The 24,545-nt window shown below is 59.4% G+C and carries 42 protein-coding genes and 1 tRNA gene; 37 read left to right on the forward strand and 6 right to left on the reverse strand.

Features of this window, described 5'->3' with window-relative positions; all coding sequences use genetic code 11:
• Window positions 1–355 precede the first annotated feature (355 nt).
• Complete coding sequence (locus tag JYP46_RS19095) at window positions 356–682, forward strand: helix-turn-helix domain-containing protein (protein ID WP_206549001.1); 327 nt, start codon at window positions 356–358, stop codon at window positions 680–682.
• Between the two features lie 377 nt (window positions 683–1,059).
• Here JYP46_RS19095 and JYP46_RS19100 read toward each other — a convergent pair whose 3' ends face one another.
• The 5 genes from JYP46_RS19100 to JYP46_RS19120 form a co-directional block, all read right to left on the reverse strand.
• Window positions 1,060–1,383, reverse strand: a complete 324-nt coding sequence (locus JYP46_RS19100) for a hypothetical protein (RefSeq protein ID WP_206549002.1) — start codon at window positions 1,381–1,383, stop codon at window positions 1,060–1,062.
• Window positions 1,384–1,540: 157 nt separating this feature from the next.
• Window positions 1,541–1,825 carry a hypothetical protein gene (locus tag JYP46_RS19105; RefSeq protein WP_206549003.1) on the reverse strand — a complete coding sequence of 95 codons (285 nt, stop codon included), beginning with the start codon at window positions 1,823–1,825 and terminating at the stop codon, window positions 1,541–1,543.
• Entirely contained in the window at window positions 1,818–2,012 is a 195-nt protein-coding gene (locus tag JYP46_RS19110) for a hypothetical protein (protein WP_206549004.1), read from the reverse strand. Before JYP46_RS19110 ends, JYP46_RS19105 begins: the two co-directional genes overlap by 8 nt.
• A 5-nt stretch (window positions 2,013–2,017) precedes the next feature.
• Window positions 2,018–2,506 (reverse strand): hypothetical protein, encoded by a 489-nt coding sequence (locus JYP46_RS19115; protein ID WP_206549005.1) that lies wholly within the window; start codon window positions 2,504–2,506, stop codon window positions 2,018–2,020.
• Window positions 2,507–2,537: 31 nt separating this feature from the next.
• The gene (locus tag JYP46_RS19120; RefSeq protein WP_206549006.1) at window positions 2,538–3,194 is read right to left on the reverse strand and encodes a helix-turn-helix domain-containing protein; all 657 of its coding nucleotides are present in this window, start codon (window positions 3,192–3,194) and stop codon (window positions 2,538–2,540) included.
• Window positions 3,195–3,277: 83 nt separating this feature from the next.
• On the opposite strand from JYP46_RS19120, the gene JYP46_RS19125 reads away from it, so the two are divergent.
• The 20 genes from JYP46_RS19125 to JYP46_RS19220 all read left to right on the forward strand — a co-directional run bounded on the left by JYP46_RS19125 (window position 3,278) and on the right by JYP46_RS19220 (window position 14,259).
• Window positions 3,278–3,499 (forward strand): hypothetical protein, encoded by a 222-nt coding sequence (locus JYP46_RS19125; protein ID WP_206549007.1) that lies wholly within the window; start codon window positions 3,278–3,280, stop codon window positions 3,497–3,499.
• On the forward strand, window positions 3,496–4,062 hold the full coding sequence (locus JYP46_RS19130; RefSeq protein ID WP_206549008.1) for an HNH endonuclease: 567 nt from the start codon (window positions 3,496–3,498) through the stop codon (window positions 4,060–4,062). Before JYP46_RS19125 ends, JYP46_RS19130 begins: the two co-directional genes overlap by 4 nt.
• Before the next feature lie 232 nt (window positions 4,063–4,294).
• Window positions 4,295–5,014, forward strand: coding sequence for a hypothetical protein (locus tag JYP46_RS19135; RefSeq protein WP_206549009.1), 720 nt, complete (start codon window positions 4,295–4,297; stop codon window positions 5,012–5,014).
• Window positions 5,011–5,202, forward strand: coding sequence for a hypothetical protein (locus tag JYP46_RS19140; RefSeq protein ID WP_206549010.1), 192 nt, complete (start codon window positions 5,011–5,013; stop codon window positions 5,200–5,202). Before JYP46_RS19135 ends, JYP46_RS19140 begins: the two co-directional genes overlap by 4 nt.
• A complete protein-coding gene (locus JYP46_RS19145) occupies window positions 5,199–5,381 on the forward strand; it encodes a hypothetical protein (protein ID WP_206549011.1) in 183 nt (60 codons plus the stop codon). The genes JYP46_RS19140 and JYP46_RS19145 overlap by 4 nt, the downstream gene beginning before the upstream one ends.
• A gap of 178 nt (window positions 5,382–5,559) precedes the next feature.
• Entirely contained in the window at window positions 5,560–5,979 is a 420-nt protein-coding gene (locus JYP46_RS19150; RefSeq protein ID WP_206549012.1) for a hypothetical protein, read from the forward strand.
• 135 nt (window positions 5,980–6,114) lie between these two features.
• On the forward strand, window positions 6,115–6,759 hold the full coding sequence (locus JYP46_RS19155) for a hypothetical protein (RefSeq protein WP_206549013.1): 645 nt from the start codon (window positions 6,115–6,117) through the stop codon (window positions 6,757–6,759).
• Window positions 6,760–6,847: 88 nt separating this feature from the next.
• The gene (locus JYP46_RS19160) at window positions 6,848–7,480 is read left to right on the forward strand and encodes a methyltransferase (RefSeq protein WP_206549014.1); all 633 of its coding nucleotides are present in this window, start codon (window positions 6,848–6,850) and stop codon (window positions 7,478–7,480) included.
• Window positions 7,480–7,845, forward strand: coding sequence for a hypothetical protein (locus JYP46_RS19165; protein WP_206549015.1), 366 nt, complete (start codon window positions 7,480–7,482; stop codon window positions 7,843–7,845). Before JYP46_RS19160 ends, JYP46_RS19165 begins: the two co-directional genes overlap by 1 nt.
• Window positions 7,842–8,726, forward strand: a complete 885-nt coding sequence (locus JYP46_RS19170) for a hypothetical protein (protein ID WP_206549016.1) — start codon at window positions 7,842–7,844, stop codon at window positions 8,724–8,726. Before JYP46_RS19165 ends, JYP46_RS19170 begins: the two co-directional genes overlap by 4 nt.
• Window positions 8,719–9,069 (forward strand): hypothetical protein, encoded by a 351-nt coding sequence (locus JYP46_RS19175; protein WP_206549017.1) that lies wholly within the window; start codon window positions 8,719–8,721, stop codon window positions 9,067–9,069. Before JYP46_RS19170 ends, JYP46_RS19175 begins: the two co-directional genes overlap by 8 nt.
• Window positions 9,066–10,646: a DEAD/DEAH box helicase gene (locus JYP46_RS19180; protein WP_206549018.1), complete on the forward strand. Its 1,581-nt coding sequence runs from the start codon at window positions 9,066–9,068 to the stop codon at window positions 10,644–10,646. The genes JYP46_RS19175 and JYP46_RS19180 overlap by 4 nt, the downstream gene beginning before the upstream one ends.
• Complete coding sequence (locus tag JYP46_RS22285; protein ID WP_206549019.1) at window positions 10,643–11,548, forward strand: toprim domain-containing protein; 906 nt, start codon at window positions 10,643–10,645, stop codon at window positions 11,546–11,548. The genes JYP46_RS19180 and JYP46_RS22285 overlap by 4 nt, the downstream gene beginning before the upstream one ends.
• A complete protein-coding gene (locus tag JYP46_RS19190) occupies window positions 11,545–11,817 on the forward strand; it encodes a hypothetical protein (RefSeq protein ID WP_206549020.1) in 273 nt (90 codons plus the stop codon). Before JYP46_RS22285 ends, JYP46_RS19190 begins: the two co-directional genes overlap by 4 nt.
• Window positions 11,814–12,143: a hypothetical protein gene (locus JYP46_RS19195; RefSeq protein WP_206549021.1), complete on the forward strand. Its 330-nt coding sequence runs from the start codon at window positions 11,814–11,816 to the stop codon at window positions 12,141–12,143. The genes JYP46_RS19190 and JYP46_RS19195 overlap by 4 nt, the downstream gene beginning before the upstream one ends.
• Entirely contained in the window at window positions 12,140–12,592 is a 453-nt protein-coding gene (locus JYP46_RS19200; protein WP_222474264.1) for a hypothetical protein, read from the forward strand. The genes JYP46_RS19195 and JYP46_RS19200 overlap by 4 nt, the downstream gene beginning before the upstream one ends.
• Window positions 12,589–13,305: a hypothetical protein gene (locus JYP46_RS19205; RefSeq protein WP_206549022.1), complete on the forward strand. Its 717-nt coding sequence runs from the start codon at window positions 12,589–12,591 to the stop codon at window positions 13,303–13,305. The genes JYP46_RS19200 and JYP46_RS19205 overlap by 4 nt, the downstream gene beginning before the upstream one ends.
• Before the next feature lie 68 nt (window positions 13,306–13,373).
• On the forward strand, window positions 13,374–13,889 hold the full coding sequence (locus tag JYP46_RS19210) for a DUF305 domain-containing protein (RefSeq protein ID WP_206549023.1): 516 nt from the start codon (window positions 13,374–13,376) through the stop codon (window positions 13,887–13,889).
• Window positions 13,880–13,954: transfer RNA gene (locus tag JYP46_RS19215), tRNA-Met, on the forward strand. Before JYP46_RS19210 ends, JYP46_RS19215 begins: the two co-directional genes overlap by 10 nt.
• Before the next feature lie 74 nt (window positions 13,955–14,028).
• The gene (locus tag JYP46_RS19220) at window positions 14,029–14,259 is read left to right on the forward strand and encodes a hypothetical protein (RefSeq protein WP_244974890.1); all 231 of its coding nucleotides are present in this window, start codon (window positions 14,029–14,031) and stop codon (window positions 14,257–14,259) included.
• A gap of 29 nt (window positions 14,260–14,288) precedes the next feature.
• Here the strand turns inward: JYP46_RS19220 and JYP46_RS19225 are convergent, their stop codons facing one another.
• Complete coding sequence (locus JYP46_RS19225; protein ID WP_206549025.1) at window positions 14,289–14,504, reverse strand: hypothetical protein; 216 nt, start codon at window positions 14,502–14,504, stop codon at window positions 14,289–14,291.
• Between the two features lie 148 nt (window positions 14,505–14,652).
• Here JYP46_RS19225 and JYP46_RS19230 point away from each other — a divergent pair, with 148 nt between their 5' ends.
• The 16 genes from JYP46_RS19230 (at window position 14,653) to JYP46_RS19305 (ending at window position 24,507) form a co-directional block, all read left to right on the forward strand.
• Window positions 14,653–14,958: a hypothetical protein gene (locus tag JYP46_RS19230; RefSeq protein WP_206549026.1), complete on the forward strand. Its 306-nt coding sequence runs from the start codon at window positions 14,653–14,655 to the stop codon at window positions 14,956–14,958.
• A gap of 84 nt (window positions 14,959–15,042) precedes the next feature.
• Entirely contained in the window at window positions 15,043–15,318 is a 276-nt protein-coding gene (locus JYP46_RS19235) for a hypothetical protein (RefSeq protein WP_206549027.1), read from the forward strand.
• Entirely contained in the window at window positions 15,318–15,557 is a 240-nt protein-coding gene (locus tag JYP46_RS19240; protein ID WP_206549028.1) for a hypothetical protein, read from the forward strand. The genes JYP46_RS19235 and JYP46_RS19240 overlap by 1 nt, the downstream gene beginning before the upstream one ends.
• A 94-nt stretch (window positions 15,558–15,651) precedes the next feature.
• Window positions 15,652–15,804, forward strand: a complete 153-nt coding sequence (locus tag JYP46_RS19245) for a hypothetical protein (protein ID WP_206549029.1) — start codon at window positions 15,652–15,654, stop codon at window positions 15,802–15,804.
• The gene (locus JYP46_RS19250; protein ID WP_206549030.1) at window positions 15,804–16,061 is read left to right on the forward strand and encodes a hypothetical protein; all 258 of its coding nucleotides are present in this window, start codon (window positions 15,804–15,806) and stop codon (window positions 16,059–16,061) included. Before JYP46_RS19245 ends, JYP46_RS19250 begins: the two co-directional genes overlap by 1 nt.
• Window positions 16,055–16,264 carry a hypothetical protein gene (locus JYP46_RS19255; protein WP_206545989.1) on the forward strand — a complete coding sequence of 70 codons (210 nt, stop codon included), beginning with the start codon at window positions 16,055–16,057 and terminating at the stop codon, window positions 16,262–16,264. The genes JYP46_RS19250 and JYP46_RS19255 overlap by 7 nt, the downstream gene beginning before the upstream one ends.
• A gap of 1 nt (window position 16,265) precedes the next feature.
• On the forward strand, window positions 16,266–16,532 hold the full coding sequence (locus JYP46_RS19260) for a hypothetical protein (RefSeq protein WP_206549031.1): 267 nt from the start codon (window positions 16,266–16,268) through the stop codon (window positions 16,530–16,532).
• Window positions 16,533–16,552: 20 nt separating this feature from the next.
• Entirely contained in the window at window positions 16,553–16,801 is a 249-nt protein-coding gene (locus JYP46_RS19265) for a twin-arginine translocation signal domain-containing protein (protein WP_206549032.1), read from the forward strand.
• Window positions 16,801–17,124, forward strand: a complete 324-nt coding sequence (locus JYP46_RS19270; RefSeq protein WP_206549033.1) for an HNH endonuclease — start codon at window positions 16,801–16,803, stop codon at window positions 17,122–17,124. The genes JYP46_RS19265 and JYP46_RS19270 overlap by 1 nt, the downstream gene beginning before the upstream one ends.
• 198 nt (window positions 17,125–17,322) lie before the next feature.
• Complete coding sequence (locus JYP46_RS19275; protein ID WP_206549034.1) at window positions 17,323–18,963, forward strand: terminase large subunit; 1,641 nt, start codon at window positions 17,323–17,325, stop codon at window positions 18,961–18,963.
• A gap of 37 nt (window positions 18,964–19,000) precedes the next feature.
• Window positions 19,001–21,022 (forward strand): phage major capsid protein, encoded by a 2,022-nt coding sequence (locus JYP46_RS19280; RefSeq protein WP_206549035.1) that lies wholly within the window; start codon window positions 19,001–19,003, stop codon window positions 21,020–21,022.
• 10 nt (window positions 21,023–21,032) lie between these two features.
• On the forward strand, window positions 21,033–21,704 hold the full coding sequence (locus JYP46_RS19285; protein WP_222474266.1) for a hypothetical protein: 672 nt from the start codon (window positions 21,033–21,035) through the stop codon (window positions 21,702–21,704).
• Window positions 21,701–21,928, forward strand: coding sequence for a hypothetical protein (locus JYP46_RS19290; protein ID WP_206549036.1), 228 nt, complete (start codon window positions 21,701–21,703; stop codon window positions 21,926–21,928). The genes JYP46_RS19285 and JYP46_RS19290 overlap by 4 nt, the downstream gene beginning before the upstream one ends.
• 4 nt (window positions 21,929–21,932) lie before the next feature.
• Window positions 21,933–23,288 (forward strand): phage portal protein, encoded by a 1,356-nt coding sequence (locus tag JYP46_RS19295; RefSeq protein ID WP_206549037.1) that lies wholly within the window; start codon window positions 21,933–21,935, stop codon window positions 23,286–23,288.
• Complete coding sequence (locus JYP46_RS22245) at window positions 23,288–24,136, forward strand: collagen-like domain-containing protein (protein ID WP_206549038.1); 849 nt, start codon at window positions 23,288–23,290, stop codon at window positions 24,134–24,136. The genes JYP46_RS19295 and JYP46_RS22245 overlap by 1 nt, the downstream gene beginning before the upstream one ends.
• Window positions 24,133–24,507: a head-tail connector protein gene (locus tag JYP46_RS19305; RefSeq protein WP_009452915.1), complete on the forward strand. Its 375-nt coding sequence runs from the start codon at window positions 24,133–24,135 to the stop codon at window positions 24,505–24,507. Before JYP46_RS22245 ends, JYP46_RS19305 begins: the two co-directional genes overlap by 4 nt.
• Window positions 24,508–24,545: the final 38 nt, after the last annotated feature.

The raw sequence follows: 24,545 nt of genomic DNA on the forward strand, positions 1-24,545 counted from the left end.
TTCTTTCCGTCCACGTAGACGGCATCCACCGAAACCATTGGGACGCCCGCATCCAGTTCGACGGAAAGCTCAACCTCGCATTCCAGGTCGTAGACGACGCCAATTCCAAGCTTCTCGTCTTGGATCGTGTGGCAGAAGTCGTATCGGCTCATCGTTCTCTTCCTCTCCATCGTGTCCGGCAGATCGGCGCGGAAGCGCTTCTTCGTGCTGCAGTATCGTGAAGGTACATATCGTACCCAATAGCGTCAAGCTAAAAAGATACAAATCGTACCCGATTTTTGACAGGGGAGGAATCGCGCCGTACAAATGGGCGTGTCTCGCGATGGCGCGAGCGACAGAATTTCAGGAATAATCAATGAACGACGAGACGGAACTCACACCGGCGGGGCGATGGTATCGAAACCGGGATGAATGGATCAGGCACGTTCTGGGGCGGGATTACCTGACTGCCGATTGCCAGCGGGTCGGCATCTTCATCGCCATGCACATGAACCGGCGGGACAACCACACGAAGCACCAGCAGACGACAATCGCTAAGGATCTGGGGCTGGGCGTTGCGACAGTGAAGCGGTCAATCAAGAAGCTTCGAGAGGAAGGGCTGATTGACCTCGAAAAGGTGACGCGGGGTCGAAGGAATAGGGCGGTGAACCACTATTTTCTGATCTTCCCGTGGGCGTCCTAAGTATCACCAGTGATCCCTAGACTGGGTGTCACCAGTGATACCCCTAATAACGGTAGATCATAATAACGGTAGTTTATGATTAGGGTTATAGGGCTCTGGAGAGGGAGTATTATATCTCTAGGGCCTACCTCTCAAACGTAGAAGGGAAGGGCGCTACGAGCAGGAAGTCACTCACCAAAGCTCATTGGACCATGGCGGGGCCATGCAAAGACGGGACGCACCGTCTGGTATTCACTGGCAACGAAGGCGAGATCGAAATCACGATGTCGCTGTACGATATCGGCATCCTTCAAGGCGTGACGAGCCATCTGTTGTATTCGGCTGCGTGCCCCGATCTCGAACAATTGCGGGCCAAGCGGTGGGAAGACGAGCAGGTGTCATCCTCCTAGATTGTTCCATTCCTCCAGGTATTGCGGGGCGATCTGTGAGAGAGGATAGCCGGCATCCTTGTCGTGGCCGCCCTTCGCAATCAACATCGCTGCGCTTGAAGCGTGAGGCCCACCATATCCGGCGTGCACTTCTGGACCATCTTTCGGTCGCCAGATCACTTCGGAAGTTGTCCCCGGTGTCGCTGCGCGAAGAATGATCGTTCCTTCAGGGGGCCAGTGCGTGAATTGCGGTGCCGGCAGATCGCCATTCCATTGCCAAAACCGGAAAGTTTTTTCTTCCATATCGCTCGATGGCAGCGGTTCGTCTTCCATCTCCCCTCCCTATTCGCCGGCTGGTGTTAGCGCCAGATGGAAAACCTCATAGACCACCCAGACGAAGGCTGCGGCGATCACGACGGACATGAAGAGCAGGAGCCAGTTCATCTCCCTCTGCTCTTGCTTTGGCTTCTTGCGATCCACGACGCTCCCCCTATTCGTCTTCCTCATCCAGATCATCGATCTCGATCAGACCGGCTCCGATTCCCCAATCCAGTATGATCGCGTTAACGGCTTCATCCCGGCTCATCTCGTTTTCCTTCGCGAACTCATCCGCCAGATCGGCCACCTCTGAAATCAGGGTGAGGTCACCGGCTTTGACGAGCTTGCCTTGAAGGCGCAGAGCCGCGCGCCGCAACAGCACCTGGATCTCGACAGGCGTGAAGTCGTGCAGCGTGTCAGCTGCTTTCAGCAGTTCGTCAGCGAGCTTGTCAGTCATGGCTCTCGCCTCCCTCTCGGATGCGCTCCCACTCTTCTGGCGTCAGCGCGGCCTTGAGAACGATGTCGACCTCCGGCAGGAGACTTTCCCACATTGGCCGGCCTTCGAACTTCGTGTTCTCTGGCAGTCCACGGGACGTGCACAAGGCGCGGGCGGCGCGTTCGCGGGGAGGCTTGGGTTTTCTCATGACGCTTATTCTCCGCAGAGTGAGCGCATTATCTCGAAGGTCTGTTTTGAGCCGACCGACGTAAAGACGCCCTGTTTCTTCTCGGTCCGGAATGGTACGTCGGCACCGCTCGCCGCTTCAAATATCTCGACAATTGAGACGGAATCTTCGGGGCTGGCGATAAGCCTCTTCCCAAAGTGAGGAACCTCGCCGGCCGTGAATGTGAAATCCAAGGTCTGGTCCCCATGGCGGAATGTCGCCTTCGCGGTTTGAACGAACATCATGAAGCGCTCGGGCTGGAAAAACGACACCAAGTCGCCCGACGAGGCGCATGCGAAAGCGATCAGTGCTTTGTCAAACCCGTCACCGGATTCAGACATCATCGCAAGCGGCAAAACGCTTTTGTCGAACGTGTCTTGGCGGAACTGAAGGCCCCAGCCTTCCTTCATCTCTTCGCTGATGGCTGTTGTTGTGCATGCCGCGAATAGCGCGCCGGCTAAGATAAGCCGCTTCATTGCAATCCCCCGCATGAATTATCTCTCCCATTCACATCGATAAGATCGTTTTGCGCACACGTCCGATGATGTCCGGCTCAACGCCGACCGGAAGCTCGAACGGCTTATGTTCCTCATTGGTCGAAACAGGCTCCCACCTATTTGGCGGGCGAAAGCGCTTGTAGGTCGCGCCGCCGTTCCCGTCTCCGATGACGTAACAGGCGTTCGGGACAAGGCGCTTGTCGTTCCGGTTCACGAAAATGATGCTGTCGTGAGGCGATATGCGGTTCATGGAATCGCCATCGACACGAAGCGCAACCCAATCGCCGCTTGGATCTAGGTCGGGGGCGTAAACCATCGGTTCGTCATCGAAGTGGGTGACGGTATCCGACTGCAACAGTGCACCCGCGCTAACCCACGAAATCAGCGGCGCGTGAACGAATGCTGTCTCGGCAGGGATGTCGTCATCATCCGGATTCCCTGTTCCGTAATTCAGCCATTGCAGTGACACGTTGAACAGCGCAGCGAATTTACGGGCGTCATCCAGCCCGAACCCGTTTCGCCCCTGCTCATAAGCCTTATAGCTGTTGACGTTGATCCCGAGCTTGTTCGCTACAGCGGTCGGCCCCGAATATTCCGCGCGCTTCCGTGCCCAGACCAAGCGCTGCGCGCGTTCTTCTCTCAGTCGTTTTTCTTCGTTACTCGCCATGGTGCAAAAAATACCCGCTCAATCGGGTACAAGTAATGCCTTTCCTGCTTGACAGTGAGGGTATGTTATGTACCCTATGCGGCATGACACACGCGGACATCATCAATCTCTGGCCATCGCTTTCCGAGTTTGCGGACGACCTTTCGGTTGCATACGGGACAGCAAAAGCCATGCGCAGGCGGGCATCGATCCCGCCGATGTATTGGACCTGCATCGTTCGGAAAGCGGGCGATCGCGGTTTTGAGGGCGTGACGCTTGAGGCTTTGGCCGAGGCCGTGTCCGCAGACGCGGAGACAACGGCATGAGCGATATACAGCCCACCACGTTCAAGCTCCGCGCTTTTGCTGAATGGATCGAAGCACAGGGCGGCAGCGTCGATGCACCCACCAGCGAGTGGGAAGTTCTCCGCTACCGTCTCACCGGCAAGTCGCCCCTGATCATCTACCGCAACAAGAAGGGGAAGCTGACGGTCTCCGACGAAACGAGGGCGGATTATCGCCAGTTCCTCGATGAGACCGGGGCAGGGGGCGAACAGGCCATCCAGAAGATGCGCCGGCAGAACGGCGCGGCTCTGCGCAATTCGATCATTGACCGGCTGGAGCGGGAAACTGGCTACGCCTGCTGCTGCTACTGCGGGCAATTCGTCACGCGTGAAAGCTCGACGCTCGAGCATTTCGTTCCGATCTCGAAGGGTGGGCCGAACCACGAGTTCAACCTCGGCATCGCCTGCGAGCCCTGCAACCTGGCAGTCGGAAGCAAGCCCGTTGTCGAGAAGCTGGTTGTTCGTGATCAGATCCGGGCTGCGGTTCAAGATATCGCTCCTTGGGATGATTTCGACGCGCGCACCATCATGGGAGCCGCCGCATGACCTCCCACCAGACACAAGAACGCCGCGCTTTTCCCCTCCGCGCGGCTACAGCCGAGGGGGCTACCCGGTCCCCCCATGACGCCCCCTCGGCACCCATTCGTCATCTGATCTCTCCCCAGCTTCTCATTGCCTGGGTTGTCCTACTCGCCGTTGGCCTTTGCTCGTTGGCGGGCTGGGCTGCGATCTGGCTTGCGGTTTCTGGCGTTATCGACTGGATCGAGAGGATTGCGGGATGACTTTCGAGAACCTCACGAATTTCCCCGGCCCGCACTCTCCCACGGTATCCGGCGGCATACCGGGCACACCAAGCAGCGATGCTCTGCGGGCGCAAAAATCTGACGGGACCGGAATTCCCGTCAGAGGCCGGGACGCCGAAGGCGTTACCCATCACCGCAAATCGCTGCGCGCCGCCAACGAATTCACTGACTCTCCGGCACCCATCCGCAAAGGCTGGACCACGGAAGATGATCGCCTGATGCGTGAGATGGCGCTGGCCGGTCGATCTGCCACGGATGTGGGAAATGCCCTTGGCCGGTCGCGCAATGCCGTCCTTGGCCGCGCCACCCGTACCGGTGTCAAGTTCTCCGCCACTGGTGGTCCGCGTAAGAGATTGCGCCCGGTGAAGGTGCAGCCTGTGCGTCCGGCCAAACCGAAGAGCACTGCAAAGCCGGCCCCGCGCGTCTTCTCTCATGATGTTGATTTCCTGATCGCGGATTGGAAGGCAAAGCATGGCGAGCCTCGCAGGTTCGAGAGAGGCGACAATACGGACTACCTCTCGATCAAGGCCTACTTGGAGGAATGGGGCTATCGCCTGAATTTCCAGAGGGCCAAGTACAGCATCAGCAACGGGCGCGGACGCCCGAAGGTCGTTGCATGGCGGCAGGTGCTGGAATTGGTCGACGAGTTCCGGACCGCCGAGGGGTTGGCGCCGATCCTTGCGGAGGCGTCATGACCTGGTACCTCAATCTCAAATGGACCGTGGCCGATACCGACCTGATGCTCGCGGCTGCGCGGCGCGGTCAGACGCCCACGCATATTGCGAGAACTATCCGGCGCGAAACCGGCAAGCCCTGCGCTCCCCATGATGTTGAGCGCGTTCTGAGAAACGCTGATGGCCCGTTCGCGGAGCAGTCCGTATGACGATCCTCGCGATCTCCCTCTATATCCTAGGCGTGATTGGCGCGGTGGCCTCTGTAGGCCGGGACGCCTATGGGCGGAATGTACCCACGGGCCCGCGCGAAATCGTCGTCTGTGTGCTCTGGCTTCTGGCGGTTGCCGCCGCCATTGCCATGAGCCCGTTTCAGCGGGGGCGCAAATGACCTCCGCTCACCTTCGAACAAATCAAGCTGACGCGCATCCGTCTGAGTTTGGCTATTCCGTCGAGTGCGCATCCTTCACCTCTTTCATTCCTGCTTTCGATTTCAAGGGGCCGTTCGCCCCATGGAGGCAGGATGAAACCGCCTTCCACGCAAAGAAACGTACGCGTGAAGGTGTTCCATGTCCGACAAAAGATGTGTCGAGAACGACACAAAACGTGGCGGAGGCGTCATGAGTACCGCTGTTCAACAGAGTGCGAGTTTCCTGAATGCACTCGCCCAGCTTCATCACAGAGGCCGGGGAGATACCTGGGGCGCGGCCCGCGACAGGGCGGCGCATTCGGCAGGGATCGAGCGTTCATATGCCAAGCGAATTTGGGACCGCTGGCAGACCATGAACGATGTGTCGGGCGAGGCGTACATGCGCCTCCGTGCGGCCTACGAGCGCGCTTGCGAGCGCAACGAGGAAGCCGCCCGCTCCATGAGGGCCGAGCGGCTGGGACTTACGGGACAAACCAATGCGGTGGATCAAGAGCGCCCTCTGGAGGGTGTCGGAATGGGTGTGCCTGAAATGGCATCGCCGGAAAGGGAAGAGACATGACTGAAATGAACTGGCCGGAGGCATTTGCTGCCGTTGGCTTCGCCTTCGCGGTCGCCCTGATGGTCTGGTCCGTCAGACGATAACCGTTGCGCCGGGGTTATCGGCGAACCCCCTTAAATCGAGGATGGGGACGGAATGAACAATCCACTCAAAGTTCTGATCGCGTGCGAGTTCTCTGGGACCGTCCGCAATGCCTTTCTGCAGCGCGGCCACGATGCCTGGTCCTGCGACCTTCTCCCTTCTGAGGATGGAAGCAACCGGCATATCCGGGGCGATGTTCGGGACATCCTGAATGACGGATGGGACTTGCTCATTGTCGCACACCCGCCATGCACCCGGCTTTGCAATAGCGGAGTCCGCTGGCTGCATACTCCGCCGCCCGGTCGCACCCGAGAAGAGATGTGGGCAGAGCTTGATGAAGGCGCGGCGCTGTTCTCCGATCTCTGGAATGCTCCAATCGATCGTATCGCAGTCGAGAACCCGGTCATGCACAAGCATGCCAAAGAGCGGATCAAGGGCTTTCAGGAACATACGCAATCCGTCCAGCCGTGGCAGTTCGGTGATCCAGAGGCCAAGCGCACTTGTCTCTGGTTGAAGGGCCTGCCGTCGCTGGTCCCTTTACACCACAAGAAACCGGAGAACTTGACCCATCGCGTCTGGCGGATGCCGCCCGGGCCCGACCGGCAGAAAGAGCGTTCTCGCTTCTTCCCCGGCATCGCGGCCGCCATGGCCGATCAGTGGGGCGGGTATGCCCTTGAAGAAGCGAGGGCCGCAGCATGACCGAGCGCACCCGTTTCATGATCGTGAACTGGACCATCGCCATTGCGGGCATTCTCATCCTTGGCGCGGCTATGTGGGGAGGGGAGTGATGGCGCAGAATACGTCTTCCGCAGTCATGCAGCAGCGCTCAGAGCCGAACGATAGTCTTGACGATTTCCCGACACCACCATGGGCAACGCGAGCGCTTCTGAAACACGTCATTATGCCGATGACCGGTCCTGTGTCGGATCAATCGTGCTGGGAGCCGGCTTGCAATCGCGGTCATATGGCGCGGCCTCTTGGCGAGTTCTTCCGAGAAGTGGTGGCATCCGATGTCCACGACTATGGCACCGGGCATGTGATCCTCGATTTCCTTTTCCCGGGTGATGTCAGGAAGGTCGATTGGATCATCACCAATCCGCCGTTCCGGCTGGCCCAGCAGTTCATTGATCGGTCTTCGCAGATCGCGCGGCACGGGTTCGCGATGATCGTGCGCAGCGCCTTTCTGGAAGGCGTGGGACGTTTCAACGGCCTGTTTTCGGTCAATCCACCATCGATCATCGCGCAATTCACTGAGCGCGTCGTCATGGTCAAAGGTCGGCTGGAGCCGAAAGGTTCAACGGCCACAGCCTATTGTTGGCTGGTCTGGATCGATGGTGAAACGGATACTCGGTTCCAGTGGATCCCGCCATGCCGGAAACGGCTTGAACGCCCCGAAGATTATCAAACGGAGGCAGCGTGATGGCACTCATTCTCGACCTTCCATGGCCCAGCAAGAACCTCAGCCCGAACGGAAGACCTCATCGCATGGTGAAAGCCGCATCGGTGAAGAAGGCCAGACGCGAGGCGAGGGCGGTCACGTCATCCCATGCCCGCCAGATCGGCCCGATCACCGCTGACGCTCTGTCCTTTCAGGCCACGTTCTCGCCGCCAGCCCGATACCGGTACGACGACGACAACCTCATGGCGTCGATCAAGGCCTACCGCGACGGCATAGCCGATGCGCTTGGAGTTGATGACCGGATGTTCCGCACAATGCCGCCAGTGATTTCCGAACCGGTGAAGGGCGGCAACGTCAGAATTGAGATCAAGGAGATTGCAGCGTGATTGAGATGAAAAGCGGGGCAGTGTCTGCCGACCTCACCAAGCAGGAAGCAAAGGAGATCACCGACCGGATCAGGGATTCCATTGAGAAGACCTATGAACTGGTCCTGCGGGCTTACGAGCGCAAGGCATGGAAGGCTTTGGGCTACAAGACCTGGGAAGCCTACGTGCAGACTGAATTCGATATGTCGCGGCGGCGGTCATACCAGCTTCTCGATCAGGGGCGGGTGATCCGCGCGATTGAAGAAGCGGCAGGCGGAAATGTGAACCATGGTACACAAATTTCCGAACGTGACGCTAGAGAAATAAAGTCTAAGTTGCCGGAAATAAAGGAAGAAATCCGCAGTCGCGTCGAGGCGGGGCAGGAGCCAGACAGGGCGGCCGAGAAGGCCATCGCAGAAGCGAAGCGCGCGGAGAAGGAAAAGGCCAAGGCCGAGAAGGCAGAGAAGCAGGCCGAGCTCGACCGGCAACGCGAGCAGAACGCGGCGGCACTCCCAGACAGCATCAAGCAGCACGAGGCCAGAAAGCAGGAGGCCATAGCCGCCAGACAGAGGCAGAGTTCTGATAATGGCCTTTCGCCGGAGGACCGCCTTACAGAGCTTGAAGAAGCGAACCGTCTTTTGGAGGAAGAGAACGCGGCGCTGAAAGAGACTGTCGCGAAGTTCTCGAAGATGGAGGCCGAATACAAGGCCGGTGGTTTCGAGGAAATCATTGCCGGCAAGGATGAAGAAATCCGTGTTCTCGAAACGAGGCTCTATCGCGAGAGCGAAGACAAAGCCTCGTGGATGAAATCATCGAAGTTCTGGAAGGCCGAGGCGATCAAGCTTGGCTATTCCAATGACGTCGTGTTCGACATCGAAACGGGGGAGGTCGTCAATGGCTAAGGTCGAAGACCTCATCGCCCGCATTCGCTCCCATGGTTCGAATATCATGATCGATAGCGGCAAGCTGAAACTTGTGAACGCCCGAAAGCTTCCAGAGGGAGCGATGGAGTTCATCAAGCGCAATGGCAAGGCGATTGCCGAGTACCTCGATCAGGAAGCTGCATTCGAAGAGCGCGCAGCAATCATCGAGTTCGATGGTGGCGTACCACGTGAATGGGCTGAGAAATTCGCAACCTTCTGCATCCAGCATCGGCCTGATGGCGTCGATGATGTGGACTGGTCATGGTTCATCTCGCAGTGCGGGAGGATCATTGACGAAGCACCGGAAAGGAGGGCGGCTTGAACCTCTTTACCGAACCCAGAGAGATTGAGCTTCGCGGATACCAGGAAGATGCCGTCGAACGCTTGCGCGATGGCATTCGTGGTGGCTGCCGCCGCCAGATACTGGTGGCGCCGACCGGGGCCGGCAAGACCGTCATGGCGATGCATCTGGTCAAGGAGAGCCAGAGGAAGGGCGCGCGCTCTTGGTTCATCGTGGACCGTGTGGCGCTGATCGACCAGACCAGCGATTCATTCGCGGATTATGGGATCGATCACGGGATCATTCAGGCGCAGCACTTCCTTACTGCACCGGAGAAGAAGACGCAGATCGCCAGCGCGCAGACGCTTGCGCGACGCTCAATCAATGACCTTCCAGACCTCATCATCGTTGATGAAGCGCATTGCCGGTATAAGTCGGTCCGGGATCTGGTGGAGAAGCTCCAGAATGCCAAAGTGATCGGACTGACCGCAACGCCTTTCACCCCAGGTATGGCCGATGATTGGGACGGTCTCGTCAACAGCGCGACCGTGAACCAGCTTCTCAAGATGAAGGCTCTGGCACCGCTCAAGATAAAGGCCTGCGTGACGCCAGACATGCAGGGCGTGAAGACCACGCGTTTCGGGGAATACGACGAGGAAGAGACCGGCGCGCGCGGTACGCGCATCATAGGCGATGTGGTGAAGACGTGGGTTCAGCAGACCCGGCAGCACTTCGGGCGACCCGTGAAAACCATCGTCTTCTCCCCTTCCGTGAAGCACGGCGAAGAGCTTTGCCGCCAGTTCGCGGATGCCGGGTTCAACTTCCAGCAAATCAGCTATCTCGACGTATCCGACGATGATCGGCGGGCGAAGATTGCAGAGTTCCGCAAACCTGACAGCGCCATTGATGGGCTGGTGTCATGCGCGGTTCTGACCAAAGGCTTCGACGTGCCTGACGTGCTGTGTGGGATTTCCTGCCGGCCATATCGCAAGAGCTTTTCCAGCCATGTTCAGGAGATGGGCCGCGTAATGCGGATTTCTTCGGGCAAGGAGTTCGGCCTCTGGCTCGACCATTCCGGCAATTCAGTTTCTTTTGCGGACGATACGGCATGGCTGTTTGAGTATGGTGTCGACAGCCTGTCGGATGCGCAGAAGCGCGATAGCGAGGTTCGAGAGCCGTCCGAGCAGAAGAAAGCCACGCACTTCTGCGGTGAATGCGGGATGAAGATGGAGCCCCGATCCGATGTCTGTCAGGCATGCGGTTGGGAGAGGCCAAAGCGCGGTGAAATCCAGGTTGTTCAGGGCGAGCTTATTGATCTGGAGATCAGCACCAAGGGCGCTTTCCAGCCGAGGCAAGGGCTGAGGGCAGAATGTCTGAATGACCCGCGCGGGGTTTGGAATGCGGCTCTCGCCTTCTGTCTCTCGAATAGCCGCAAGGGCGAGGAAGCGGCCCGCAGGTGGGCCTATGGTATCTGGTCTGGGGTTTATCCCGGCTCAAAGCTCCCACGGGGATTTTTCGATGCTCCATGCGCTCACGATCAGGTGCAGCCAGACCAATGGGGCCTTGTCGAGCGGGAAGTGAAGCGGTTTCGCAAAACAGGTAGGAGGAAAGCGGCGTGAATATCGAAGATGCGCTTTCTCAGGCGTGTGATCAGGTCGGCATTCGCCCACCGCGTACAGTTGGTTACGGCAAGTGGATTCTCGCAGACACGTTGGATGGAAAGCGTGGCAAGGGCGACGGCCGCGTCATGATGACCGATCATTATGTGACCGCCTTCAACTGGAAGACCGGACAAAAGGCAACCGTGAGCCTCACGGGGCAGATGGACGTGAAGCAGCAGCGGCGTATCGCCCATGACGTTCGCGCGGAAAAGGAGCGTCAGAAGGCGAGGGCTGAACGGGCAGCCAGAACGGCAAGCAATATTGTCGACGCCGCCCAACCAGCGCAGCACCCGTATCTGGTCGGCAAAGGCTTCCCAGGCGAAAAGGCACTGGTGATCGATGCTGAATACCTCAAGCGTCATGTCGGAGATTATCTGGTGTGCGGTGAGCGAGCGATTGTGATGCCGGCGCGCTTCGGGTCGCGCGTCACCAGCGTTCAACTGATCTGGGAAGATGGAACCAAGAAGTTCCTTGCTGGCGGAGAGATCGGTGGTTCCTGCGACCGGATCGGGAAGGGGGCTGATACCTGGCTGTGCGAGGGCCTTGCTACCGGCCTTTCCCTTCGCGCCGCTCTCAAGGGGCTGCGCCGGGCGGACACCATTCTTTGCTGCTTCTCAGCCTCCAACGTTGCCCAGGTTGCGCGATCGGTCAAAGACCGGACGTTCATTGCTGCCGATCATGACAATCCCGTCGAGCAGTTCGGCTGGAAAGGGACCGGCGAGTACTACGCGGAAGCCGCCGGCAAGCCGTATTTCATGCCACCCGATGAGGGAACGGACATCAACGACTTCCATATGGAAAAGGGGATATTCGCATTGCAGAAGCTTGTGGCGACTTTTCTCAGGAGGGCCGGGAAATGAACTGTTTTGCAACCCGCGCCAAACGCTCTGGCATGGACTGGATCGGTCAATTCCGAGCAGGGGAGCATGGCGCTTGGCAGACGGTCTGCCAAAAGGGCGAGCCCCAGCCTTTCCCAGATGCCCGGTCAGCAAAGATTGCCGCGCAGGCCGCGCTGATCGCCTACATGAATGGCAACTATGTCAGCGCGAGAGCAAAGGCCGAGCACGAATGGCGCGCTGGCACCATTCATCGCGCCGGCAAACGCCCGGTGGAGGTGGTCAAGGCGTGAGCGATCGCACTCCCTGCATCAACCCGCGTTGCCGGCGCACAGGCCCGGCGGATGAGTTTCCCGGAGAAATGATCTGCGGCAAGTGCTTCCGGTCATTGCCGGAGGGCGTGCGCAGAGAACATCGACGGCTGTGGCGCGAGATCAGGAAGTGGGAGCGACGCATCACGCGCACCAGCGATGAGATGAAGATCGTGAAGATGCACAACATCGTGACGCGGCTCTCATGGCAACTCAGCAGGCATTGGGACAGGGAGATCAAGACACTGTTCCTTGCGCCTGAGAAGCCCGAAGGTCTCGACGCGTTTCTAGAGGAGATGGGCCTGTGACAGCCATCCCAGCTCATATCCAACGCCTTTGCGATGAATTCGGCATCAAAGTCATCGATGGCCATCGTTATCCCGAAGTGGGAGAAACGCGAGCAGTGGTGACGCTGGATCGGATCTACCGCAAATTTGGAGAGGCCCATGTAAGATTGGTGCTGACCACGATCAGGGAAGCCGGCAACAACCTGCTTTTGATGGATGAGAGCGGCTTCTGGATGGTCTCGGATATGGTGAGGGCCTGTCAGGGCATCATCGAACGTGACGCAAGCGCATGGCTCGAGACCTGGGACATGATCCCCGGCGGTGAGCTGCAATTTGTGGCGCAGGAACTGAGGAGCGTTGTCCCGACACGCTTCGCCCTTGGCGGGATGGTCTATGAGCGGCTGTTTCGCCGTTTCGGTCCGAACTCGGATCAACTCGACATGCTGGATGATCGTCGGAGGATGACATGAACATCGAAGAGATCGCAGAGCGCCTTATCAGGGCGGCGGAGATCGAGAACGTGGGCAACCGCGTGGGACCGGCCCCGCTGCGCGCCCAGCAGCTTCCCTACGTCCATTCCGACGACGACATGAGGAACTGGGGCCACAGGCGAGGGGAGCGCCGCAGCCGCGATCCTCTGGCCGATGCCTGCCGCCTTCTCCGCGAGGACGAGGACGCCCATGCGCTCTATCGGCGGGAGTTCTTCGAGAAAACCGAATACACGGCGCGAGACATCTCGGAAGCCGAGGAGGCGCAGGGCTGGTATGCTCTGGTCGACAACGAGGCCAACAGAGCCGCGCTCGCCGCCTGGGTGCGGTGCATGGCCGACCACAAGCGGCTGTTCTTCAAGGACTGGTGCGCCGGTCAGTACATTACGGCGAAGACGGGAAGGGCGCGGAAAAATCGCGCTCTTTCGTCAATTCTTGCACATCTGGCTCGCAGGAGTGTACAGAATTGCAATAACCTCGAATATGAGGGGTTCCCTGTTCCCCCGGAAAACGGGCATATTGAGCCCAACATCGAAGACGAGCGCGCTGACGAAAGGGGCGTCACGTCATGGGCCTCAGACGAGGCGTTCACCAGCTACTTCTCAAACGATCCAGCGGACTTCTCCTGGTCTGATCGACGCAATGAGCGCCGGAGGCAGAGAGAGGCCAAGAAGCGGAAGCAGGAAGCGGCTTAGACCAAACTTGGAACAATCGAACGGCTCACGACTTGCCCCCACATTCGTGGAGAGATGTGGAGGAGAGAATGAGCTATGTCCGCTTCGGCGCAATGATCGCCACTTCGACGCTCGTCATGTTCGGGCTCATGTACCTCAACACGTACGCTGTCGATCATATCTGGTTCAGCCAAACACGTGCTTGGATGGCCCTCCTGATGGGCGCAACCATGGCCGTGGTGATGCTTTCGTTCATGTGGGCCATGTACAACAGCCGAACTGCCAATATCGGTATTCTGGCAGCCGGCGCTGTCGCGTTTGCCCTGTCGCTCTGGCTGGTGCGTAGCCAGGAGACGGTCGATGACGTCTCCTACATGAAGGCGATGATCCCGCATCACTCCATCGCCATTCTGACGAGTGAAAGGGCGCACATCAAAGACCCGCGCGTTCGCGAACTGGCCGATGAGATCATCGAGGCGCAGGTTCGCGAGATTGGCGAGATGAAGGCGTTGATCGCGGATCTTGAGAAGGACCCTGTGCCGGATGGCGCGCCCGATCTGCCGGCGCGGTCCACAGACGAGGGATTGGCTTCAACAGCACCGTAGAGCAGTGGTAGCTCGCTAGGCTCATAACCTGGAGGTCGCGCGTTCGATCCGCGCCGGTGCAACCACCGATCACAACTTGGAACCTGGCACTCCGCGATACGTTTTCCATGCAGCACACCAACCACCACAGGAGGTGATGATGCGCACTCGAACGTATATGACAGGGATGCTCGCGCTTCCGATCAACGCCATGCTCTTCGGAGCGGGAGCCGTGCTGGTTCTATCAGTCCCGGCGCTGTTCTCGATGGCTGAATATCTGCTGCCGGTCGTGATCGTGACAAGTATCGCGTTGACCGTTCCGCTGGCGTGGTGGCTCGCCCCCATGCTGAGGTCTCGCAACCACTACCCCGAGTTCAATCGGAAATGGTAGCCGGCGACCTCTGGCGGGAGTGGCAGGGGTCAGTAGGTGTTTCGTTCCCGCTCCCGAGAGCCCTGCAGCCACAGGGCATAGAAGATCAGCGGCGCGGATATGATTGTGATCAGGATGGATCGCACGAGTGTCGCAGCCATCGTGTGATGGTCTTCGAAAAGCATGACGGTGATCGCCGCCGCAACGTGTGCCAGAGCGGCGATCAGAAAGCCGAGGACAAGCGCCCTCCATGCAAGCAACAGCATGAGTTTATGTCCGGTTGTTTATTGGTCTCGCGCAAACGGACCTAATAAACGGCGAACAAATGGCCGCACGCTGCGACAAATGCACACGGCTGCTATTGCATCCCGGCAGCGCGGGAAATCGCTGAGCCTCTATGAGAAAGGAAACCACATGCGCATGATCCGAAGTTTCTTCTTCGGCGGCTTCGCCATGCTTGCGGCCGTCATGTTCCTGTCCGCGCCCGCCAGTGCCTCGGGTTACGACCCGGGCGTCTATGCATCCCCGTTCGAACTGTATGTCGTGGGCACAGTTCCTGACCCCGCGCCGGCCGCCGTGATTGCGGAAGCGGAGCGATTGCCCGCGCCGAGCATGAACCGCGATGCCATCGCCTACGCCAGTCAGAACCAGCCTCACACCTCTTGGCGCTTCGCAGTCGACGCCTATTCGCGCATCGATCCGCACATTCTGGCCGTCTGACATCGTTATTGGGCCGGTATCCTACAGCGGAGCCGGCCCGTTCCGCTTCTGAAAGCTGCGCACGGCGCGGTTTCCATAAACGGATTGATCGAGGGAACGCCCTCTGACTTCTTTGCAAAAAATGCACAGAACGCCCCGGCCATGCGCTGGGGCTTCTCGTATGTGGAGACATGGTATGACCATAGCTTTTCCTTGGTGGCAGTTCCGGCGCTCGTCACCGTCTTTCTGTTTGGGCGGGCAATCGCGATACCGCCGCAGAACCGTGGTGATTACGGCTTCGACATCATGCCGCTGCTTCGCTTTGGCGCAGCCGTGATCGGCTCGCTTCTGGCTTGGCTCGTTTGGGCGCTGATCTTCTGATGCAGCTGATTGCTGAGTACCTTCCATGGCTGCTCTCAGCCATCACGATCTACATGACGATCCTCGCCGGGAACCGAGCGCGCCATGCGTGGCTTCTGGGTCTCGTCAACCAAGGCCTCTGGCTCATCTGGATCGTATCGACCGCATCGTGGGGACTGATCCCCATGAACCTGGCACTGTGGGTTGTCTATGCCCGCAATCACCTGAAATGGACGGCATCGAACAAGGCTCTTCAGTAGAGCGCGCCAAACGAGTGAGCCCGAAAGACCCGCAGGCATTTGCCGGTTGAAGCTCTTAGGGCGCGCCCGTCCATTCGTATTTTGGAGACGTGGTATGCGCGAACGGCTCGAAAACGCGGCATTGATCCTATTGGGCAGCCTCATGGCGCTCGCCGGCTTGGCCTTCACGCTCTTCATGTTCGTCGTCGTCACCGCTCCCTTTTGGAGCATCGGCCTTATCGCCCTGTGGGTGGTGGGGCTGATTTGATGCAGTCGCAGCCGATCAGCGAGGCCCGCGACATCCGATATGGAACGGTCGCTGATCTCAAGATGTCGTCGGGCCGGGTCTATCGCGCCGTCTATGGTTTTCGCGGCAAAGGCTGCGCATGGTGGCCGCTGCCCGGTCAAGCAAGGCGAAGCCCAATCGGAAAGCTCGCGCCGGTCGCGTTCGCTGTTCAGGCCGTGGGCAATGTCCAAGCCGGTGATTGGAAAACTGCAGCAAGCCAGGGGCATGCGTCGTGGTGAGGGCATGCACCCACTTCGTCGGCTTCCGTGGCGAGGAATATCACTCAGCGGTCAGGGCCTTCGGGCCTCCCGATTTCATCCATCGTGGTTGGGACCGGCGCGCCCAGCGTGAAATCGCTGACGGTGACATCGTGGTGTTCGCCAAGGGTACGGCGGATCAGGAGCCAAGGGCGCGCAGCTATGACGACATCCGGGACACCTGACATGCTCGATGCTGGCCCCCGCATCCACCCATCACGCCCCCTTGCTGACGGCATCTGCTTCAACGATCTCGACGGCTTCGACACGAAACAATGCAACATGCTCGCATCCCGTGGCGTCGTGTTCTGCACCCAGTTCAAGGCCAATGGTCGTCCGTATGGCGGATGCATCATTGCAACGTCATGGCCTCACGCTGAGGAAATCGCGTTCGGTCGCGGTCTTGGTGAGGAAGTGATTGGCGTGCTGGCCGAGACAGGGACGTATGACTGATGATTAAGCGAGGTTCTGACATGAAACGCCGATCCTTCCTTCGCTTCCTTGGCGCGGCACCTCTCGCTGGTGTGGCGGCCGTTGCTGCAATGCCAGAACCGACACAGGCCCGCACTATCAAATGGCCGGAAGGCATCAAGCTCATCAAATTCGATGCCAAAGACGTTCATATCTGGTCGGAGGAGGTGGAGGCAGCGTTCCGCAGGGATATCGACGTAAGGATCGACAGGCGCATCGCAGCGCGTGAGGTCCGCCGCGTTCGCATCTGATGCCTCGCCCAGACCCACGGTCTCTAGAGGCCAAAGCCTATCGGCCATGGTACAGCACCGCCCGATGGCAGAAGCTCCGATGGAGCATCCTTGTGAGGGACCGCTTTACGTGCAGGAGGTGCAAGCGCGTCGAGCCCAACACTAGCCTGCTCGTTGCCGACCACATCAAAGAGCATAAGGGAGACGAGCGCCTGTTCTGGGACCGCGACAATCTCCAGAGCCTGTGCAAGCACTGCCATGACAGCGCGAAGCAGTCGTTCGAGAAGACCGGACGGAAGCGCGCCCTCATAGGACTGGATGGCTGGCCCATAGACGAAGGGTAGGGGTTTCTCGGTCGGCGCCCCGGTAAAATGATCAGCGCCTCTCCATGGCCTTCCATGGCCCGCTGTGGGCGCGAAAAGGGGGCGGGGGTATCGGGAAATCGGGATCGGGTGCCCCTTCTAGACCGCCTCGGTAATTCAAAACAGAATTAGTTTCTCTGCGGTGATGGTTTTGCCGCTTCCAATCACAAGGATTGATGCATGGGACTTCGCGGGCCAGGTGCCACTCGGGCAAGGCTGGCGCGGGAACAGGCAGAGAAGTCGAAGCGCCGGCTCCCATGGAAGAAGAAAGGCCTTACCCGCGTCGGGCGGGTGATTGCTTTCCTCGAATTCCTGCCCATCACCAAGGGCAAGCTCGCCGGCAAGCGCATGAAGCTGCTGCCGGAACAGCGGGAGTTCGTGAAGAAGGTTTATGGGCGATCAGGTGCGAATCGGGTCCGTCTTGCGATCAAGTCGGAGCCACGTGGCAACGGCAAGACTGGTCTGATTTCCGGGCTGGCGCTGTGTCATCTGCTTGGTCCTGAGAGCGAGCAGCGCGGCGAGGTTTATTCGGCTGCCATCGACAGGCAGCAGGCCGGTCTGATCTTCAACGAGATGGAGGCAATAATTCTCGCGGTGCCTGAGTTTGCGGCGCGTGTGAACCCGCAGCGCTTCCATAAGCGAATGGAGGTTCTGGACGGTGACGGGGCGGGTTCGATCTATGAAGCACTGTCGGCTGATGCTCGGCGCGCTCATGGTCTGGCGCCGTCGTTCTGGGTCTATGATGAGCTTGCGCAGGCGCGCGACGGCGAGCTGCTCGAGAACCTGCGCACTGCGATGGGCAAGCGGAAGGCCGCGTTGGGGATGGTGATCTCTACCCAGGCTCCGACAGACGATCATCCGCTGTCGATGCTGATTGACGATGCGCTTGAAGGCCATGACAGCAGTATCGTGATTGACCTCCGAAGCGCGCCACTTGATGCGGATCCGTTCTCACGAGAGACCATCAAGCAGTGTAACCCCGCTGCCGGGGTGTTTCTCGATCTCGATGATGTGGTGAAGGAAGCCGAGCAGGCCCGGCGCGTCCCTATGTTCGAGGCGCGATACCGGAACCTGCGCCTCAACCAGCGGATCGATGGCAATGCCGAGAACAGGATCGTGACCCGTCCGATCTGGGAGGCCTGCAAAGCGGAGATCGACGTGGCCGATCTGAAAGGGCGAAAGTGCTTCGGCGGCCTCGATCTGTCAGGCAAGCACGATCTATCGGCGCTTGTTCTGGCATTCCCGGATGATGACCCGGAACCGGGATTTGACCTCCTGTCATTCTTCTGGACGCCGGATGGTCAGATGGAGGCGCGCCGGGATCGCGAGCGTGAGTTGTTTCGGGTCTGGATCAGCAAAGGCCACATAGCTGCGGTGCCCGGACCTGTGATCAAGTTCCGATACATGGCGGCCCAACTTCGCGACCTGATGCAGGCTTTCGATATCCAGGCTATCGGATTCGATCGCTGGCGCATCGATGACTTCAAGGTCGATATGGCTGATGAGGGTGTCGACCTTCCGCTCGAGCCGTACGGGCAGGGGTTCAAGGACATCTCGCCGGCCATCGAGTTTTTCGTCGAGCTGGCACTGTCTGGCAGGCTTCGACACGACGGCAATCCGGTCATGAATTCGTGTGTCGCCAATGCGATCACGGTCAAAGACCCGGCCGGTAACATGAAGGTCGACAAGGAAAAATCGAACCGATCTTCGTCTGTCAGGATCGACGGATTGCAGGCGGCCCTGATGGCACTTGGCACGGCAAAGCGGTTCGCTCCTGAGACGAAGCCCGAGCCCAAATATCAGATGTTCGCCTTCGGCTGACATCGCTCCCTGAAAATCAAAACTCTGGAGGTCCGTCATGACTGTGACGCGCCGCGCATACTCGTATCTGCACATCAAGGCAGTGAACGAGGATAAGCGCATAATTCGCGGTGTCGCGACGACGCCGGCGGTTGATCGTGTTGGCGATGTTGTCGAGCCCATGGGGGTGAAGTTCCAGAACCCCATGCCGTTCCTGTGGCAGCACGATTCCGGGAAACCCATCGGCACGGTGAAGTTTGACGAGCCGACCGAGGATGGCATCACATTCGAAGCTGAGCTCCCCGTCATTGAAGAAGCCGGGACGCTGAAAGATCGCGTTGATGAAGCCTGGCAGTCGATCAAGCTGGGCTTGGTCCGCGCCGTTTCCATCGGCTTCAAGGCCATCGAGTACGCCTTCATCGAGGGCACCAACGGCATTCGCTTCATCGAAAGCGAAGTCTTCGAGCTTTCCGCCGTCACGATCCCGGCCCAGCCGGAAGCAGTCATGACGAGCATCAAGAACATGGACGCGGCCGGTGTCGCGCTCATCAAGTCCTTCGATCCGAACGCTCCCGCCGCGACTGGCACGATTGAGCGTCCGGCGAAGACCTCTCCCGGCGCTTCGGGAAAATCTCACAAACCCGTCAATTTGCGCCCGAAGGAGGGCAAAGACATGAAAACGCTCGCTGAGCAGATCACGGCTCTGGAAGCCAAGCGTGCCGCGAATATGGCCCGCATGGAGGAAATCCAGACCAAGGCGTCTGAAGAAGGGCGCACCAAGGATGAGGCCGAACGCGAAGAGTTCGGAACCCTCGCCGACGAAAACGACACCATTGACGATGAGCTGAAAGACCTTCGCCGCATGGAGAGGGCAAAGGCTGTCGAGGCCAAGCCGGTCAACAAGGCTCCGGCACCTGTGTCCGCTGACGCGCCGGCTCGTGCGGCTGTCACCGTCAAGGCACCGAAGCTGGATGCCGGTATCGAGTTCGCACGGCTCGCCCGCGTCAAGGCCATCTCTCGTCTCGACAATGAGCCGCAGCGCGAAGTCGCAAAGGCGATGTACGGCGAAGATTCGACCGTCTATCGCATCGTCTCCAAGGCGGCTGTCAGTGCGGCGACGACGACGGACGCGACCTGGGCTGGCCCGCTGGTCGGCGATGAAACGTCCGCCTTCGCGGATTTCGTTGAGTTCCTGCGCCCCCAGACCATCCTTGGCCGGTTCGGTGCCAATGGTGTTCCATCCCTGCGCCGCGTACCGTTCCGCACTGCCCTTATCGGGCAGACCAGTGGCGGCGACGGCTACTGGGTGGGTGAAGGAAAGCCGAAGCCGCTGACGGATTTCGATTTCAGCCGCACTACGCTCGATCCGCTGAAGGTGGCAAACATCGCCGTTGTCACGGAAGAAACCCTCCGCGACTCCAGCCCGTCGGCAGAGATGATTGTTCGCGACCAGTTGGCGGCCGCACTGCGCGCCCGACTGGATACCGACTTCATCAATCCGGCCAAAGCTGCCGCTGCTGGTGTTTCGCCGGCATCCATCACCAACGGCATTGTTGCGATCACGTCTTCGGGCAACGACGCTGATGCGATCCGTGAAGATGTTCGGGCACTGTTCGGCACGTTCATTGCTGCGAACAACGCGCCGACCAGTGGCGTGTGGATCATGTCGGCCACCACAGCGCTTGCGCTCTCTCTGATGCGCAATCCGCTCGGTCAGCGTGAATTCCCTGGCATCAGCATGACCGGCGGTGACTTCGAGGGCCTTCCGGTTATCGTGTCGGAGTACTTCGCGCCGGTGTCCGCTGGTGGCTTTGTCGCTTTGGTGAATGCGCAGGATGTCTATCTCGCAGATGAGGGCGGCGTTGCTGTCGACATGAGCCGTGAAGCCTCGCTCCAGATGAACGATGCGCCGACGACGCAAGACGCCACGACCGGCACCGGTACATCGCTCGTCTCGCTCTGGCAGACCAATGCTGTCGGCTTCCGCGCCGAGCGCACCATCAACTGGGCTCGCCGCCGCGCATCGGCTGTGGCCCTTTTGGATGAGGTCAACTGGGGCCTGCCGGCGGCTTCCGTCTAAGCAGTCCTGAATGACATTGCCGGCCGCGGGCAACTGCGGCCGGTTCCCTTCACCCGACATTCTCAAATTCCTGCGCGTGGGAAGCGGCTCGTCACTTCGTCGGGTCGTGGCGGGCCGCACACGCGCGAACCCGACAGGAACGAACATGACCTGCATTGTAGGGCTCGTGGACGGCCAGACAGTCCATATCGGAGGCGACAGCGCCGGAGTTGGCGGATATTCGCTCACGGTGCGCGCGGATCGCAAAGTGTTTCGCAACGGTGACTTTGTGATGGGCTTCACCACGAGCTTTCGCATGGGGCAGCTACTTCAACATGCGTTCGTGCCTCCAAAGCGGCATCCAGACACAGATGTCGACAAGTTCATGGTGACCACGTTCATAGACGCTGTGAGGGATTGCCTGAAAACGGGCGGTTACGCGGAGCGGCACAACGAGGCCGAACTCGGCGGAGTGTTTCTCGTCGGATACGCCGGTCGGCTGTTCCGCATCGATAACGACTATCAGGTCGGTGAAGCGGTGGACGGTTTCGATGCTGTCGGATGCGGGGAGCAGATCGCGCGGGGCTCACTCTATTCCACTGCGAGCATGAAACCTCGCGAGCGGTTGAAGCTGGCACTTGAAGCCGCCGAGCGGTTCAGCGCTGGTGTCCGTGGTCCCTTCCATACGGAGAAGACCCAATGAAATCCAACTATCTGACGCGCGCCATGAACGCCCGCGATCCGCGCTATGCAAAGATCGCTGAAAAGCTTGGTTATGGCCGCCGCGACGTGCAGGCGAAGCCGCGCAAGCCGGTCGATGACATGAAGGCGTTGCGTGCGCGCTATGTCAAAGTCGTGGGCAAGAAGCCCTATCATGGTTGGGACGCGGACACGCTGCGCACCAAGATCGCGGAAGCGAAGGGCTAAGCCTATGCGTGTTCTCGGCATGCCGGTCCCCTTTACAGGCGAGGGCAAGAAAGACCTGTCACCGGTGAACCCGAACCGGGGTGGCTGGTTTCGGATCCTCGAAAGCTTCTCCGGAGCCTGGCAGAACAATGTCGAGGTGGACTTCAGCTCGGTCCTGTCGTTCCACGCGGATTTTGCATGCCGCACTCTGATCGCTTCAGATATCTCGAAGCTTCGGGTCAAGCTCGTCAAGAAAGACGATGACGGCATCTGGACGGAAGTCAGCAGCCCGGCCTATTCGCCCGTCCTGCGCAAACCGAACCACTTCCAGAACCGCATTCAGTTCTTTGAGACATGGGTTCTGTCGAAGCTCCAGCGTGGCAACACATACATCCTGAAGCAGCGCGACAATGGTGGCAGTGTCCGCCAGATGTTCGTTCTGGACCCGCTTCGTGTAAAGCCACTGGTGGCGGATGACGGGTCTGTCTTCTACGAGCTCAATACCGATGAACTGAGCGGATTACCGGCGCGTGTGATTGTGCCGGCGCGTGAGATCATTCATGACCGCTTCAACTGTATGTTTCATCCGCTGGTCGGCATGTCTCCGATCTATGCCGGCGGGCTGGCTGCCATGCAGGGGCTGGCGATCCAGAGCAATTCGACGAGGTTCTTTGAAAACGGAGCGCAGCCGGGTGGTGTGCTTGTGGCTCCGGGTGCCATCTCGGACGAAACAGCCGGTCGCCTTAAGGAATATTGGGACAACAACTTCACCGGCAAGAAAGCCGGGAAGGTGGCGGTTCTCGGCGACGGTCTGAAGTATGAGGCCATGGCGGCCAAGGCCATCGATTCCCAGCTCATCGAGCAGTTGAAGTGGTCGGCTGAGGTGGTGTGTTCGGTCTATCACGTCCCGCCGTACAAGATCGGGGTTGGGCAGATGCCCAGCTACAACAACGTGCAGGCGCTCAACACCGAGTATTACTCTCAGTGCCTCCAGAAACTCATTGAAGATATTGAGATTTGCCTTGACGAGGGTCTAGGCATGACCGGCGAAAAGATCGGCACGGAGTTCGATCTGGACGGCCTTCTTCGGATGGACAGCGTGACGCAAATGCAGGCCCTGAAGGAAGGTATCAGCGCCGGCATCATGTCGCCCAACGAAGCGCGCCGTCGCCTCGATCTGAAGAAAGTGGCGGGTGGCGAAACTCCCTACCTCCAGCAGCAGAATTATTCGCTGGCGGCCTTGGCGAAGCGGGACGCACAGGAAGACCCGTTCGGATCACCGACGCCTCCCACGCCGCCAGCAGATGACGGCGCTGCAAACGACAATGCCGAAGCCGAGGCCCGCGCCGCACTGGTCGAAATTTACAAAGGACTGCGCTGATGACGTTCGACGGGAAGGCCTTCGGCAAAGAGATCGTTGGCGTGGTCAAAGAGTATGTGCGCGATACGATTGCGCCGATACTGGTTCGCCTTGATGCCATCGAAAAGCGCCAACCTGAGAAAGGCGAGCGCGGCGAGAAGGGAGACAAGGGCGATCCCGGTGCAAATGGGGCTGACGGTGAGCGCGGTCCACAGGGAGAACCCGGCGAGAAGGGCGAGCGCGGCGAACGAGGTGAAAAGGGGGAGACCGGTGATCCCGGTCCAGAAGGTCCGCCCGGAAAGGATGGCGCTCCAGGTGTCGTGGGCGAAAAGGGCGATCCGGGCGACCCCGGCCCGGCAGGTGATCCCGGCAGGGACGGGACCAACGGTAAAGACGGCGCCGATGGCGTGGGCTTGGCCGGTGCGGTTATCGATCGTTCCGGCGGTCTTATCCTCACGCTGACAGATGGCACCACACGCGAGCTTGGCCTTGTGGTCGGGCGCGATGGTCAGAAAGGCGAGCCCGGTCAAGATGGCGTGGACGGTGCGGACGGGATCGGCTTCGATGATCTCGAAGTTGTTCACGATGGCCTGCGCACCTTCACATTCCGCTTTGCCAAGGGCGAGAAGGTGAAAGAGTTCCCCTTCACACTTCCGGTCGTTCTGGACTGTGGGGTGTTCAAGTCTGGCAACTCCTATTCGAGCGGCGACGGTGTGACCTGGGGCGGTTCCTTCTGGATCGCCCAGAAAGACACCACGGACAAGCCCGGTGAAGGCGACGGCTGGCGTCTCGCTGTCAAGAAGGGCAGGGACGGCAAGGACGGCATCATGAAGGCCGAGAAGCCGAAACAGCCTCTGAAGGTGGGATGATGGTCAAACTGGTCTCTCTCGACACCGTGAAGCTTGCTCTGCGCATCGGTGAGATCGAGGAAACGAGCGGCGGTTGGAATGTCCTCCCACATGAGGATGACACGCTGCTCGACGCCTATATCGAGGCCGCATCTGCCGCGATCATCAATTACTTGAAGGATCAGGCCGAAGTCATCTTGAACCTGGACAGCGGCGGCGACGTTCCTTCAGGAACCGAAATCCCGAAGGAAATCGAAACTGCGGCAATCCTGCTCGTCGGTCACTTCTATCGCGAGCCGGACGGCGACACCGAAGAAGCCTTCGACCGAGGGTATCTCCCGAAGCCCGTCACCGCCTTGCTTTATCCGCTCCGAGACCCTGCGCTTCGATGACAAAGCCTGAGTGGTGGCCCTCATGGGAGGGAGAGACG

This window comes from Nitratireductor aquimarinus (assembly GCF_017255295.1).
Taxonomy (GTDB): Bacteria; Pseudomonadota; Alphaproteobacteria; order Rhizobiales; family Rhizobiaceae; genus Nitratireductor; species Nitratireductor aquimarinus.